The sequence below is a fragment of the Mesorhizobium sp. WSM3860 genome (assembly GCF_002294995.1).
In the GTDB taxonomy this organism is placed as follows: Bacteria; Pseudomonadota; Alphaproteobacteria; order Rhizobiales; family Rhizobiaceae; genus Mesorhizobium.
The window spans coordinates 114,269-127,818 of sequence record NZ_NSGF01000011.1 but is presented as its reverse complement, the minus strand read 5'-3'; the positions used below and the strand labels follow the sequence as shown (position 1 = coordinate 127,818).

12 protein-coding genes are annotated in these 13,550 nt (G+C 64.4%); 2 read left to right on the top strand and 10 right to left on the bottom strand.

All coding sequences use genetic code 11. The annotated features are described in order from the left end of the window. Positions 1-81: 81 nt before the first annotated feature. Positions 82-1,155, bottom strand: a complete 1,074-nt coding sequence (locus CK220_RS18735) for a LacI family DNA-binding transcriptional regulator (RefSeq protein ID WP_095812942.1) — start codon at positions 1,153-1,155, stop codon at positions 82-84. Between the two features lie 138 nt (positions 1,156-1,293). Between CK220_RS18735 and CK220_RS18730 the strand changes: the two genes are divergently transcribed. Together CK220_RS18730 and CK220_RS18725 are read left to right on the top strand one after the other, a co-directional pair. After that, entirely contained in the window at positions 1,294-2,325 is a 1,032-nt protein-coding gene (locus CK220_RS18730) for a hydroxyacid dehydrogenase (protein WP_095812941.1), read from the top strand. A 206-nt stretch (positions 2,326-2,531) separates the two neighbouring features. Further along, complete coding sequence (locus tag CK220_RS18725) at positions 2,532-2,837, top strand: hypothetical protein (protein WP_095812940.1); 306 nt, start codon at positions 2,532-2,534, stop codon at positions 2,835-2,837. Between the two features lie 92 nt (positions 2,838-2,929). Here CK220_RS18725 and otsB read toward each other — a convergent pair whose 3' ends face one another. From otsB to CK220_RS18680, 9 genes are all read right to left on the bottom strand, one after another. Then, positions 2,930-3,712, bottom strand: coding sequence for a trehalose-phosphatase (otsB, locus tag CK220_RS18720; RefSeq protein WP_095812939.1), 783 nt, complete (start codon positions 3,710-3,712; stop codon positions 2,930-2,932). Beyond that, entirely contained in the window at positions 3,709-5,502 is a 1,794-nt protein-coding gene (locus CK220_RS18715; protein ID WP_095812938.1) for a trehalose-6-phosphate synthase, read from the bottom strand. The genes otsB and CK220_RS18715 overlap by 4 nt, the downstream gene beginning before the upstream one ends. A 175-nt stretch (positions 5,503-5,677) precedes the next feature. Continuing rightward, positions 5,678-7,840: an amylo-alpha-1,6-glucosidase gene (locus CK220_RS18710; RefSeq protein WP_095812937.1), complete on the bottom strand. Its 2,163-nt coding sequence runs from the start codon at positions 7,838-7,840 to the stop codon at positions 5,678-5,680. Between the two features lie 40 nt (positions 7,841-7,880). Beyond that, complete coding sequence (locus tag CK220_RS18705; RefSeq protein WP_095812936.1) at positions 7,881-8,939, bottom strand: glycosyltransferase family 4 protein; 1,059 nt, start codon at positions 8,937-8,939, stop codon at positions 7,881-7,883. 92 nt (positions 8,940-9,031) lie between these two features. Continuing rightward, on the bottom strand, positions 9,032-9,802 hold the full coding sequence (locus CK220_RS18700; RefSeq protein ID WP_095812935.1) for an L-iditol 2-dehydrogenase: 771 nt from the start codon (positions 9,800-9,802) through the stop codon (positions 9,032-9,034). A 39-nt stretch (positions 9,803-9,841) separates the two neighbouring features. After that, on the bottom strand, positions 9,842-10,600 hold the full coding sequence (locus tag CK220_RS18695; protein ID WP_095812934.1) for an SDR family NAD(P)-dependent oxidoreductase: 759 nt from the start codon (positions 10,598-10,600) through the stop codon (positions 9,842-9,844). Positions 10,601-10,640: 40 nt separating this feature from the next. After that, positions 10,641-11,369 carry an SDR family oxidoreductase gene (locus CK220_RS18690; protein WP_095812933.1) on the bottom strand — a complete coding sequence of 243 codons (729 nt, stop codon included), beginning with the start codon at positions 11,367-11,369 and terminating at the stop codon, positions 10,641-10,643. A gap of 22 nt (positions 11,370-11,391) precedes the next feature. Next, a complete protein-coding gene (locus tag CK220_RS18685; RefSeq protein ID WP_095812932.1) occupies positions 11,392-12,645 on the bottom strand; it encodes an ABC transporter permease in 1,254 nt (417 codons plus the stop codon). Further along, positions 12,642-13,454 carry an ATP-binding cassette domain-containing protein gene (locus CK220_RS18680; protein ID WP_066992159.1) on the bottom strand — a complete coding sequence of 271 codons (813 nt, stop codon included), beginning with the start codon at positions 13,452-13,454 and terminating at the stop codon, positions 12,642-12,644. Before CK220_RS18680 ends, CK220_RS18685 begins: the two co-directional genes overlap by 4 nt. Positions 13,455-13,550: the final 96 nt, after the last annotated feature.

Here is a 13,550-nt window from a genome sequence, read left to right as displayed (position 1 = left end):
CGATGTCATTCGATCCTCCGTTTGTTTGCGCCGGATGCCTCGGCCAGGGCCGGCGCTCTTCTTCCGTTGTCGACAATGGGGTTATTGTCGGTCTCCTCCCCCGGAATGCGGGACGCTGCCTGGCGAGCCAACGGATTCCCGCATGAACACCTTGCAAGGTTCGAGCCGCGCCCTCGGCGGGCCGCGCTCGCCTTCGATCCTGCGAAACAAAACCTCGATTGCGTTGGCTGCGATCTCGCGTACCGGCTGCACCACAGCGGCGATCGCCGGCCACGTCACCTGCATCCATTCGGCGTCGTCGAAGCCGACCAGCGAGATGTCGTTCGGGCAATGCCAGCCGCGCCGCCGAAATTCTGACAGCGCCACCAGCGTGCCCTTGAGGAAGAGCGAATAAACCGCCGTCGGCCTGTCGCCGCCGTCTTCCCGCTTGCTGAAATAATCGCGAAGCAGCGTCCGCAAGGGCCCGACATCGCTTTCGCAGAGTACGACGTCGATACGGATGTCGGGCGCGAGCTCAAGTGCCGTCTTGCGAAACCCGTCGAGGCGGGCGCGCACCGTCGCCGCCTGCTGGCCGAGACCGACGACAAGCACGTGGCGATGGCCCTGGCTGACCAGCGCGCGCGCCACTTCGGCGCTTGCCGCCGCGCTGTCGGCCGAAACCGTGTCGAAGGCATCGTCGGCAAGCACGCGGTCGATCAGCACACCTGTCATGCCGTTCGCCTTCATGAAACCGGCCGCCGGCCCGTGCTCGTTGCGCACCGGCGCCAGCACGACGCCTGCAACGCGCCAGTCATGCATGCGGGCAAGAATCTCCTTCTCGCGCGCTTCCGATTCACGGCTGGAGGCGGCGACCAGCGTATAGCCGCGCTGCTCGGCAAGACCTTCGAGTTCGCTGACCATCTGGCCGAAGAACTCGCTTTCGAACTCCGGCATGATCGCGCCGATGATGCGACGCTTGGCCCTGCGCATGTCCGAGGCGAGCGGATCGACGCGGTAGCCCAGAAGCTCGACAGCATCGAGGACGCGCTGCGCGTTTTCCGGTTTTACCGTGGTGACGCCGGCAAGAACCTTGGAAACGGTGGCCGCGGACACGCCCGCCTGGCTTGCCACATCGTGGATCGACGCGCGCCGCTGCTGGGCTTCCTGTTGCGCCATAAATCTTCTCCCGAAGGCGAGCGGCCGCCGCCTCGCTAACATAATCGATAAATCGATTTTTCGCTGTTGTAAATCGTTTCATCCGGAGTAAAAACGCAGATACAATTGGTGCGATCCAATCGCGCCGGGAGGAATGTCATGTCCAACAAAGCCTCGCCGCTGGTGATCAGCGCACCCGAACCGCGCACGCTCGACCTGATCTTCACGCCGTCGCAACTGGCGCTTTTTCGCAAAAGATATCGCATCGTCGAGACAACGCCGGAAGGCGTCTCGGAGTTGCCGACAGATGTGCTGGCCGAAGCCCGCTACATCGTCGGCCAGCCGCCGATCACCCCGGAGACTCTGGACAAGTTGAAAGCGCTGCGCTGCATCTTCAACGTCGAGACCAATCTCATCAACAACATGCCCTATGAGACGCTGTTTGCTCGTGGCATCCACGTCGTCACCACCGGCCTCGTGTTTGCGGAGCCGGTGGCGGAGCTCGGTCTTGCCATGGCGCTAAACCTGGCGCGCGGCATCGTCGATGCCGATCTCGCCTTCCGGCAAGGCAAGGAACTATGGGGCGGCGACGGCAATCGGACGGCGCGACTGCTCTCAGGTTCGAATGTCGGCATCATCGGCTTCGGCGATCTCGGTCGCGCTCTCAATCGCCTGCTGACCGGCTTCCGCACCCGCACCAGGGTCTTCGATCCCTGGCTGCCGCCTTCCGTTCTGGTGGAGCATGGCGTCGAGCCGGCATCGCTCGACAAGGTGCTGTCGGAAAGCGATTTCGTTTTCGTCGTTGCCTCTGTGACCAGCGAGAACCAGGGTTTTCTCGGTGCCGACGCTTTCGCCAAGATGCGCAAGGGCGCCGCCTTCATCCTGCTCAGCCGCGCCGGCGTCGTCGATTTCCCGGCGCTGATGCAAGCGGTCGAGAGCGGCCATATCCTTGCGGCCAGCGACGTGTTTCCCGAAGAGCCGCTGGCGAAGGACCATCCGGCACGCACGCTTTCCGGCTTCCTCCGCTCGGCCCACCGCGCCGGCGCGCTCGACGTCGCCTTCAAGCGCATGGGCGACATGGTGCTGGAGGACATGGACCTCGTCGACCGCGGCCTGCCGCCGATGCGCTCCAAGCGCGCCGAGCGCGAGACCGTTTCACGGATGCGCTCCAAGCCGGTCGACAGGAACTGAGCGCGCCCTGTTGTCGCCTGGAACGTGATTGCCGCCTGATGCAGCCAAACTTAACGGCGGACCACGGGAGAATTTGGTCGCTCTCGGTCCCATTTTATTCAGAATTTTCTTCTGCATTTCACGGGAATAGAGGAACTTTGATCCGGACCTTCCGTTGATGACACGATCGTTTCTCGAACGATCCGGAGAAACAGGAGGTCTATGTCATGAACATCAAGATGATCTGCCTCGGCGCAATGACGCTTTCGATGGTCGCCGGCTCGGCTCTCGCCGCTGGCGAAACCGGTACGTCGGCGCTGGATGACCCGGCCAAGATGCAGCCCTTCTACACCGACTCCAGCATGAAGACGATGGTCGGCAAGGACGACTTCGTGAAGGCGTGGAAGGCGCTGTCGCCGGATGACCAGACGGCGATGATGACGGCCTGTGAAGACGAGGCCAAGAACGCCAATGCAGCCAACAGCCATCCGGAGTTCTGCAGCAGCGTCAAGGAGAACGGCGGCAGCAAGTAACCAATCGGTGCAGCAACCGACAAACGGCCCCGTTGCGGGGCCGTTTTTCGCGAGTCCACACGAAGGACCGCGACGGGCTTTTCCCGAGATTATCAGGCAACCAGATCGCTGCGGTCCGCCGGTTCGAAGCCGTCATTGAAATTCGCCGCGAGCCAGGCGATCGCGCTGGCGACATCGGCGATGGCGAAACGCGCCGCCGTCTCGCCCTGCGGTCTCACGCGGATCGAGATCCCGCCCGCGGCATTGACGGTCTCAAAACCGTTTTCGTCGGACGTGTCGTCGCCGAGGAATACCGGACGCCGTCCGGTGAAAGGTTCAAGCTGCATGAAGCGCCGGATCGCCGCGCCCTTGGCGGCTTCGAGGGGCATCAGTTCGACACCGGCATTGCCGGCAATCACGCGGTAGCCTTTCGGCAGCCGGGCAAGTGCTGTCTCGACCAGTTCCGTCGCGCGGGCCAGCAATTGCGGCGCTGCCCGCGTGTGGATGGCGAGCACCGGCCCCTTGCGCTCGACATAGACGGCCTTGCTTGCCAGCTCCAGCTCGATCTCGTCGGCAAGTGCGGCCATATCCGCTGGCTCGTCGGCGGCCTCGATTTGCCCGTCCGGCACGAGCCTGTGCTCCAGGCCGTACAGGCCGGCGATCCGCAGCTTCAAAGGCTCGAACAGCCGGTCGACGGCCACGATCGACCGGCCGGTGATGAAGGCAAGCGCTCCATCCAGCCGGCGCTCGACCTTTTCCAGCAGCGAACGCAACTCCTCGCTGACCGACACGCTATCCGGATGGGCTGCGTGCTCGAGCAAGGTACCGTCGATATCGAGGAAGAGCGCCCACCGGCCTTCGGGGAGCCGTGGTGTCAAATCTGCCTGAATGTTCATCGGAATCCGACTGCCTGTTTGCGTTCGAAGATTGAGACGACATTGTCGCCGTTGGGGTTTGCCGACCGTTCGGACAAGGCCGTGACCCGGTCGAGCTCGCCGCGCTTCCTCAGCCGCGCCGCGTCGAGCAGCATGCTGCCGGCCCAGCGATAGACATTGTTGTCGCGTACGATCTCGCGCATGCGCCGCATGCGCTCGCGCTGCTCGTCGGGCCCCATGACCAGCGCCTGCCGCATGGCTTCGCTCATCATTGCCGCGTCGTAGGGATTGACGATCAGCGCCTCGAGCAGTTCGCGCGAGGCGCCGGCAAACGTGCTGAGCAGGAGCACGCCCTCTTCGTCGTCGCGCGCGGCGACGAACTCCTTGGCCACCAGGTTCATGCCGTCATGCAGACTGGTGACCAGGCAGATGTCGGCCGCGCGGTAGATCTTGTAGACGTCCTTCTGCGAGTGATGCTCGGCCACCAGCACGACCGGACGATAGCTGCCGTTGCCATAGCGCTCGTTCAGTCCCTCGGCGAGCCGCTGGCATTCCTCATGCAGGTGCTTGTAGGCCGGCAATGTGCCCCGGCTCGGTGCGGCGACCTGCAGGAACACCGCCTTGCCGATCATTTCAGGGTAGCGGATGAACAGTTCCTCCAGCGCATGGAAGCGGTCGAGAATGCCCTTGGTGTAGTCAAGACGTTCGACTCCGACGCACAGCTTGGCGTCGGCTGGAATCCCAAACCGCTCGCGGATTTGCGCGCGGCATTCCACGACCGGCGGCAGGCTCTTCAGGAGCTGTAGAGGCCATTCGATAGAAATCGGATAAGCGTGGACCAAAGTCGTCTGGCCGCCATAGGACACCGCGGCATCCGCCCGTTCGATCCGGCTCTCCATGAAGCGGTCAACGCTCTCGGTGAAGTTGTTGGCATGGAACTGGGTGTGGAAGCCGATGATCGAGCTGCCCAGCAGCCCATCCAGGATGCGCTCGCGCCACGGACAGATGCTGAACACTTCCGAGTTCGGCCATGGGATGTGCCAGAAGGTGATGACGATCGCCTCGGGCAGCCGCTCGCGGATCATGCGCGGCAGGAGCGCGAAATGATAATCCTGGACCAGCACGATCGGCCTCTCGTTGCGGGCCTCGGCAACCACCGTTTCGGCGAATTTGCGGTTGACGGCCTCGTAGGCCGCCCAGTCCGACTCGCGGAAGATCGGTCGGGTAAAGGCAATGTGGCAGAGCGGCCACAGCCCTTCATTGGCGAAGCCGAGATAATAGCCCTGATATTCCTCGTCGGTCAGCCAGACCCGCCGCAGCGCATAGGATGGATTTTCGGGCGGCACCTGTACCCGGTCGTGGCGGTCGACGACCTGGCGATCCGCGCTTCCGCCGCCATAGGCGATCCAGGTTCCGGCGCAGGCGCGCGTGATCGGCTCCAGCGCCGAGACCAGCCCGCTCGCCGGTACGACGAGCTCGACATCGCCGTTCTCGTCCTCATTGTGGATGTAGGGCTCGCGGTTGGACACGACGATTACCTGTGCGTCCGGCAGATCCTCGGCAAGGATCTTGCGTAGCGTCTCCGGTGACCAAGTAACCAGGGCGGCGTCGACTGACTGCCCGTTCTTCTCGAATTCGCGCAACACCTTTCGCGCGGCCTCCGATGCGACGTCCTCGCCCGCACCGGGCGTGTTCACAGCCGTTGCATGCTGGTGACGGTGCCTGGTTATTGAGACGAAGATCGCGAAAGCGGAGAGTCCCAGACTAGCTAGGATAAGGACCCACAAGAGGTCGACGCCATACTGTGCCATTGATGCCAGGTTGCCTCCGGCTGTCCGCCATTTTGTTCTGGTTCTTGCCGGCTGCGGAGAGGGATGCCGGTCCGGTTTGCAAACGCATGGACCGCTTGTCGGTTCCGACATTTTTCGACTGCCGCATGCATTTGCGGAACACGGTTTTCCGCCCAGAATTGCGCAAACGACCAGTCTAAGTCCGCACAATCAGCGGCACCAAGCCCTCATGCCGATCGGCGAGGAAGGCAACGACACGGTCCCCGACACGCTGGAAGGTGAGGTCAATAGTCTTATCGCCGACGGACAGATGCCGGAGCGTGAGCGTGTCGATACCGATAGGCATCCTTGGGCGGGTGACGCGCAACTCGCCTTTCCAGCCGTCGATTTCCAGACCGAGGCAGGCCTGCATCAGCATGAAGGTGGAGCCTGCCGACCAGGCCTGCGGCAGGCAGGCGACAGGATAGGCGATCGGCGCCTCGCCTGGCGCCCGGGTGAAGCCGCAGAACAATTCCGGCAGCCGCATGTTGAAGTGCACGGCCGATTCGAAAGTGCCGCTCATCAGCCGCACGACACTTTCGCGCTCTCCATAGCGCGACAGGCCGACACCGCAAAGCGCCGTGTCGTGCGGCCAGATCGAGCCATTGTGGTAGGACATTGGGTTGAAGAAGATCGCATCGTCCGCAAGCGTCCTCAGTCCCCAGCCGGAATGGAAGGAAGCCGAGAGCAATTGATCGGCGACGATCTTGGCGCGCACCGGCTGCGGCAGCCCGGCATAAAGCAGGTGCCCCGCATTCGACGTTCGCACCTTGCAGGGCTGGCCTTCGCCGTCGATCGCGATGGCGTAGAAGTTTAGTTCGTCGATCCAGAAGTCACGCTCGACGGCGATCCGCATTTCCTCGGCGCGGTTCTCCCAATGTTCGGCATCGGCAAACTCGCCGCGGCGGCGTGCGAGCGCGGCAAGGCCGCGATAAGCGGCAAAGACATAGCCTTGCACCTCGACCAGCGCGATCGGTCCTTTGGGCATACGGCCATCGGCATGGAAGACCGAGTCGACGCTGTCTTTCCAGCCCTGGTTGGCGAGGCCGGACTCCGCCGCGCGCTGGTAGGTGACGAAACCCGTCGCCCGGCTTGCCTCTTCCGTCCATGCGGCAGCCGCCTTGAGCGATGGCCACAGCGTTTCGATGAAGCCCATGTCGCCGGTGCGGTCGGCATAGGCGCAGGCGAGATGAATGTAGAGCGGGGTCGTGTCGACGCCGCCATAATAGCGGCCGAAGGGGAGTTCGCGCAGCGCCGCCATTTCGCCCTTGCGCGTCTCATGCATGATCTTGCCGGGCTGGGAATCGATGAAGGGCGACGTCTCCGTCGCCTGATGTTCGGCAAGGAACGCCAGCACGCCGCGTGCAAGACCCGGATTGAGCCACAGCATCTGCAGGCCGGAGATCACGCCGTCGCGGCCGAAGGCCGTGGAGAACCACGGGATGCCGGCATAAGGATAGGGCCCGGTCGCAAGCTCGGTGGTAAGCAACGCGACATCCGCGCGGGCCCGTTCGACCCAATCGTTGAAGACGCGGCCGGAGCTGTGGACCGTGGCGCCATGCCGCCGCTTTGCGCGCATGGCAAAACGCGCGCGTGCGGCAGCGGCCCGGAAGCGGTCACGATTGGGCGCGTCGGCAACTTCCGGTCCTACCTCGACATAAAGCACCTTGCTGCTGCGCTTGGTCACCGCGATCAGGAAGTCGGCACGATTGTCGCTCAGTTGGTCGGGAGCTTGCGAAAAGGAGATCGCCGACAGGCGCGGCAAGCCGTCGAGACCGTCATAGCCGAGCATAACGGATGCCTTGTCCGTCTTCGCGAGATGGACCGTTCCACGTTTCGGCCGTGTCGAGCCGCGCACCTCGAACATGTCGCGGAAGTCGGCGGCGAAATGCAAGGCGATGGCGATGGTCGAATGCTCGCGGCTGTAGTTGGAAAGCGTGATGCGATCGAACAGCCTGTCCTGCCAGATCAGCCTGACGCGCTCGATATGGATCGCGCCTTGCGGAATGTCGCGGCCGGCGGCGCTCTGGATCGGCAAGTTGGTCAGGTTGCTGGTGAAGAGAACATTGTCCTGGCTGAGCGAAGCGCCGAGCAGCGACATCGGCCTGCCGCCGATCGTCAGGCGGAACTCGGAAAGAACGCGGGTATCGTCGCGAAAGAAACCGTCGCCGGCGCCCCTGATGTCACCATAGGCGTCCGTGACCGCGAAACAGTCGCCCTGTTTGAGCGCGAACAGCCGGTGCGGCTCCCGCGGCGCCGTTTCGTCGAGCGAGGCAAGGGCTACGGCGGGATCGAGCTTGCGCTCGTCGAGCTGCGTCATTCGTCACCTCATCGCTTGCCCCGCCCAAAGAGACTGCCGATCAGGAGGCTCTCGCCTCCTGGATGCCGATCAGGCGCATATAGGCGGCAAGATAGTCGCGCGCCATCCTGGTGGCTGAAAACCGCTTTTCGAAGACCGCCCGCACCTGGCGTCGGTCAAGTTCGAGCAGGGTCGGCATCGCAGTGACCGCATCATCGACCGAGTCCACGACAAAGCCGGTCACGCCCTGGTCAATGAGCTCCGGCAGGGCGCCGCAGTTCCAGGCGATTACCGGCGTGCCGCAAGCCATTGCCTCGATCGGCGCGAGGCCGAACGGCTCCGGCCAGTCGATGGGAAACAGCAGGCCCGCGGCATTGCCGAGAAACTCGGCCTTCTCGTGTTCCGCGATCTCGCCGACGTAGTCGACCCGGTCGCCGTCGATAAGCGCCTCGATCTCGTCGTGAAAATAGGGGCGATCGTCATCGCCGATCTTGGCCGCCAGCTTAAGCTTCAATCCGGAATGCCGCGCAATTTCGATCGCCCGATCCGGGCGTTTGTCGCGCGACAGCCGGCCCAGGAAAGCCAAATACGGTTCCTCGGCGGAAGGATGGTAGGTGGGCTGATACGCATCGAGCGGAATCCCGTGATGGATCGTCGCCAGCCAGTTGGCATCGGGCAATCCGCGCTTCTGGCTGTGCGAGATGGAGATCATCGGAAAACGTGGGAAGCGCTTGTAGGCCGGCGCCAGGTCGACATAGTCGAGCCTGCCATGCGGCGTCGTCACCGTTCGCCCCGCCATGTGTTCAAAGAATGGAAAATGCACGAAATGGCTGAGATGGAAGTGGATGACGTCGAACTCGTCCGCCCGCTCGCGCACCTGGCAAAGCATCGCCATATGCGCCGCAATCTCGGACTTTTTCGGCCGCGGATCGAGACGGATCGCCTGGTCGCGGCCGGGCACCAGCCGCGCCGAGGTCTCACTGTCGCCGCTGGCGAACAGGGTCACATCGTGCCCGAGTTCCACCAGCGCTTGGGTGAGATAGGACACGATCCGCTCGGTGCCGCCATATAGTTTCGGGGGCACGGATTCATAGAGCGGCGCGACATGGGCGATGCGCATGGTTCCCTCAAACGGTTGATGGGAACCAAAATGCGTCAGCCGCCAGATCGTTCCTGCCCGATTGTCGCAGGCGCGGCCCCGAGCTTCGGCCATCAACTCATCCAGTTGCCACCGTCCACATTGAGCGTCTGCGCCACGACATAGTCGGCCTCGCTCGATGCCAGGAAGACGGCCGCACCCCGGTAATCGTCGGGATCGCCCATGCGCCCGGCCGGCACCGCCTGCCCGACCTGACGCTTCTTCTCGCCGATCGGCAGGTTCTCGTAGCGCGCGAACAGCGCGTCGACCTGGTCCCACATCGGCGTGTCGACCACACCCGGCGCGATGCCGTTGACGTTGATGCCGTGCTTGATCAGCGCAAGGCCGGCCGATTGCGTGATGCTGATCACGGCGGCCTTGGTGGCGCAATAGACGGCGACCAGCGCCTCGCCGCGCCGACCCGCCTGCGAGGCCATATTGATGATCTTCCCCTTGCGGCCTTGGGCGACCATGCGCTTGGCCACCGCCTGCAGCGTGAACAACAGCCCCTTCACATTGACCGAGAATTGCAGGTCGAAGCTCTTCTCCGAAATCTCGAGAAGCGGCCCCATGTCGAAGACGGCGGCGTTGTTGACCAGGATGTCGATCCCGCCATGCGTCCTCGTCACCGCATCGACCATGGCCTCGATCGAGGCGAGGTCGCGCACGTCGAGTTGGAGAGCGGTAGCCTTGCCGCCGAGCTCGCGCGCCAGCGCTTCCGCCTTGTCTACTGCCATATCGGCGATTACGACATGGGCGCCTTCGGCGGCGAAACCGCGCACGATGGCTGCGCCGATGCCTTGCGCGCCGCCGGTGACGACGGCGACCTTGTCCTTGAGTTTCATGGCAATTCTCCTGTCTCAGCGCCCTAGCTCAGCGCCATCTCAGCGTGTGGTATAGCCGCCGTCGATGACCAGCACCTCGCCGGTCACGTAGCTCGAGGCGGGAGAGCACAGGAAAAGTGCGGCAGCCGCAACTTCTTCCGGCTGGCCGACGCGGCCCATCGGCGTCATGCCGCGCCAGATCGGGAACCATTCCGGATTCTCGATTCCGCCGCGCGAAAGGTCCGTTTCGATATAGCCGGGCGCGACGGCATTGACGCGGATATTCTCTCCCGCCACCTCGCTGGCGAGGCTCTTGGTCATCATATGCACCGCCGCCTTGGAACTGTTATAGGCAACCTGGTTCTGGGGAATGTTGGAGACGATGCCGGAAATCGAGCCGACATTGAGGATCGCACCGCCGCCCTGGCGCCGCATCGGCGCCAGCGCCGCCCTGCAGCAGCGGAAGACGGCATCGACATTGATCGCCATCGTCTGCCGCCAGGTGTCCTCCGGATAGTCGCCGCTGTCGCCATGGACGGCGATGCCGGCGCTGTTGACCAGGATGTCAAGCCGGCCGGCCTGGGCGAGCGTATCGGCGACCAGCCTGTCCGGCACTTTCTCGTCCAGCATTTCGACGGCGAGAAAGTCGAAGGCGAAGCCCGCGAGTTCCTGCCGCGCGTCATCCTTCATCGTCCGGCCCGCAACGACGACGCGCGCGCCGGCTTCGCCGAGCGCCTTGGCGATGGCGAGGCCGATGCCGCGCGTGCCGCCGGTCACCAGCGCAACCTTGTCGTCCAGTCGGAAGCGGTCGAGGATCATGGCGGCGGTTCCGTTCTGCGAAGGCGGGTCGGCAAGCCGCTCAGATGTCCACGCTCTGCGGCAGGATGACGAGGTCGCGAATGGTGATGTTGCGCGGTCGCGTCAGCATGAAGAGGACGGCATCCGCCACTTCCTTCGCCTCCATCAGGCTGCCGGCGGCGAGCGCTTCTTCCATCTTGGCCTTTGGCCAGTCGCTGAGCAGCGCCGTCACCACCGGACCGGGAGCGACCGCACCGACGCGGATGCCGTGCTTCAGCACCTGGCGCCGGACCGTATGGACGAATGCCTGCACGGCGAATTTCGAAGCGGTGTAGATCGGCTCCCAGACCACGGGAACGAAGCCGGCCACCGAACTGGTGACGATGATGTCGCCGCTCCTCCTTTCGATCATATGCGGCAGCACGGCGTGCACCGTGCGGAACACGGCATTGACGTTAAGGTTGAGCATCCGGTCCCACTGGTCGGGATCGCCCGACGCCACCTCGCCGCCGACATAGGCGCCGGCATTGGCATGGAAGATGTCGAGCTGGCCTGCTTTTTCGAGGATCTCGGGCATCATTCGGTTGACGCTCGCCGGATCGAGCAGGTCGGTGACCACCGCACAAGCCTTGTCGCCGAGCTCCGCGACAAGCTCCTGAAGCCGGTCCTCGGCCCGGTCGACCAGGACGACCTTCGCGCCGGCGGCGAGCATGGCGCGGGCGCATTCCAGCCCGATGCCCGAGGCAGCGCCAGTGATTGCGGCAACCTTGCCGGAAAGACTTTCAGACATTGCGATCCTCTTCGATAGGCCGTCAGGCGCGGCCGTGTGAGACACGCGAGCGGCGGGCGAGAGAATCGACGATGACCGCGATCGCCAGCACGCAGCCGGTGATCATGTACCGGAGCGAGGATGACAGATCGAGCAGCGTCAGGCCGCTTGCAATGGATTGGATGACGATGATGCCGAGCAGCGCCGAATAGGCGCTGCCGCGGCCGCCGAACAGGCTGGTGCCGCCAATGACGGCCGCCGCGATGGCGTTGAGATTGACGTCGCCGGTGCCGGCCTGCTGGCTGGCGGTTGCCAGGCGTGCTGCTGAGAGCAGGCCGCCCGTCGCCGCCAGCGTGGCGCAGAGCGCGAAGGCACTGGCGTAGATCAGCCGCACATTGATGCCGGCGCGACGCGCCGCTTCGCGGTTGCCGCCGACAGCGGTCATTGAGCGGCCCCATTGGGTCCGCTTCAGCGCATAGTTCATCGCTACGACCAGGCCGACGAACAACGCGAACATCCAGGGCACGCCGCGCGACAGGTTGAGGTAGTATGCCACCAGTTCGAGCGCGACCGTGATCGCGACGGCCTGGAGCAGCAGCCCGCCGAGCGAACGCGACGACAGCCCGGCGGCCTGGCGGCGTTGCGCCTTGCGATAACCGAGAGCCAGGGCAAGCACGCCGGGCACGACGGCCAAAGCGTGCGACACCCAGTGCGGCATCACGAGGAGCTGGCCGAAATTCACCAGCGGCGAATCGTAAGGCAGGTTGATCGAGCCCGTCGGGCCGAGGATGTAGAGCTGCAATCCCAGGAAGGCGAGCAGGCCCGCAAGCGTCGAAACGAAGCTTGGCATGCCGAGCCTGTTGAGCAGCAGCGCGTAGACGCAGCCGGTCACGAAGCCGACCCCCATCGCCGCCAGCATGGCAAGCGCGACCGGCCAGCCCCACTGCACCCACAGCACGCCGAGCAGCGCGGAGGCCAGGCCGCTGACGGACCCGACGGACAGGTCGATCTCGCCCACCATCAGGACGCAGACGATGCCGAGCGAGATGATGCCGACCGTCGAGCAGTCGAACAAAAGATTGACCAGATTGTTCGGCGACAGGAATACCGGGTTGAGCGTCTGGAAGATGGTGCAGATCAAAACCAGCCCGACGACCACTGGCAGCGAGCCGAGATCGCCGGAGCGGACGCGGTCGAGGAAGCCCCGGATGGCGCCCTTGGCGCCGCTGCGATCCTTCAGCCGTTCGTCGCTGCGATCGAGCAGCGCGCCCGGATTGCGGTCGGAAGCCGTGGTCATGGCTGTTCTCCTTGCGCCTTCTCGGCGGTGCGCCTGCCGCGCCGCGAGACCGCATTGTCGTCGGCGCCGGTGATCGCGGTGACCAGCTCCTGATTGGAGGCGCCGGGCAGGAAGATGCCGTTGTTGCGGCCGAGCCTCAGCACCACGATGCGGTCGGCCACGGCGCGCACGTCCTCCATGTTGTGGCTGATCATGACGACGCCCAGCCCGCGATCCCGCACGCGCTCAATGAGGTTCAGCACTTCGGCGGTCTGCGCGACGCCGAGTGCGGCGGTGGGTTCGTCGAGGAGGATCACGCGCGGCTCCATCAGCAGCGAGCGGGCGATCGCCACCGTCTGCCGCTGCCCGCCCGACAGCGACGCCACCGGCTCGCGCACGCTGGGAATCCGCGCCGAGAGCTCGTTGAGCAGGGTCCAGGCGCGGACCTCCATCGAGACCTCGTCGAGGCGAAGCGGATGAAGCTCGCGGCCGAGGAAGATGTTGGCCACGACGTCGAGGTTTTCGCAGAGCGCGAGATCCTGGAAGACGGTGGCGATGCCGAGCTTCAGCGCCGCGGCGGGATTGGCAAGCGTCACCGGCTGGCCGTCGAAGGTGATCGAGCCGGAGCTCGGCATATGCGCGCCGGCTAGGATTTTCACCAGCGTCGACTTGCCGGCGCCGTTGTCGCCAACCAGGGCGACGATTTCTCCGGCATTGATGTCGAGATCGACGTCGGTGAGGGCCGACACCGCGCCGAAATTCTTCGAGATGCCGCGCAGGCTGAGCACCGGCGGACGGCTCGTCGTGGGCGGTGCGTCGGGTATTGCCATTGCCTGTCTCTTTTCCCGCGTATTGGTCGATATGTCCGGCCGCCAGGAGGGAGCGGCCGGACACACCCGGCTCTCAGCCCTGACGGGGCCTGCCGA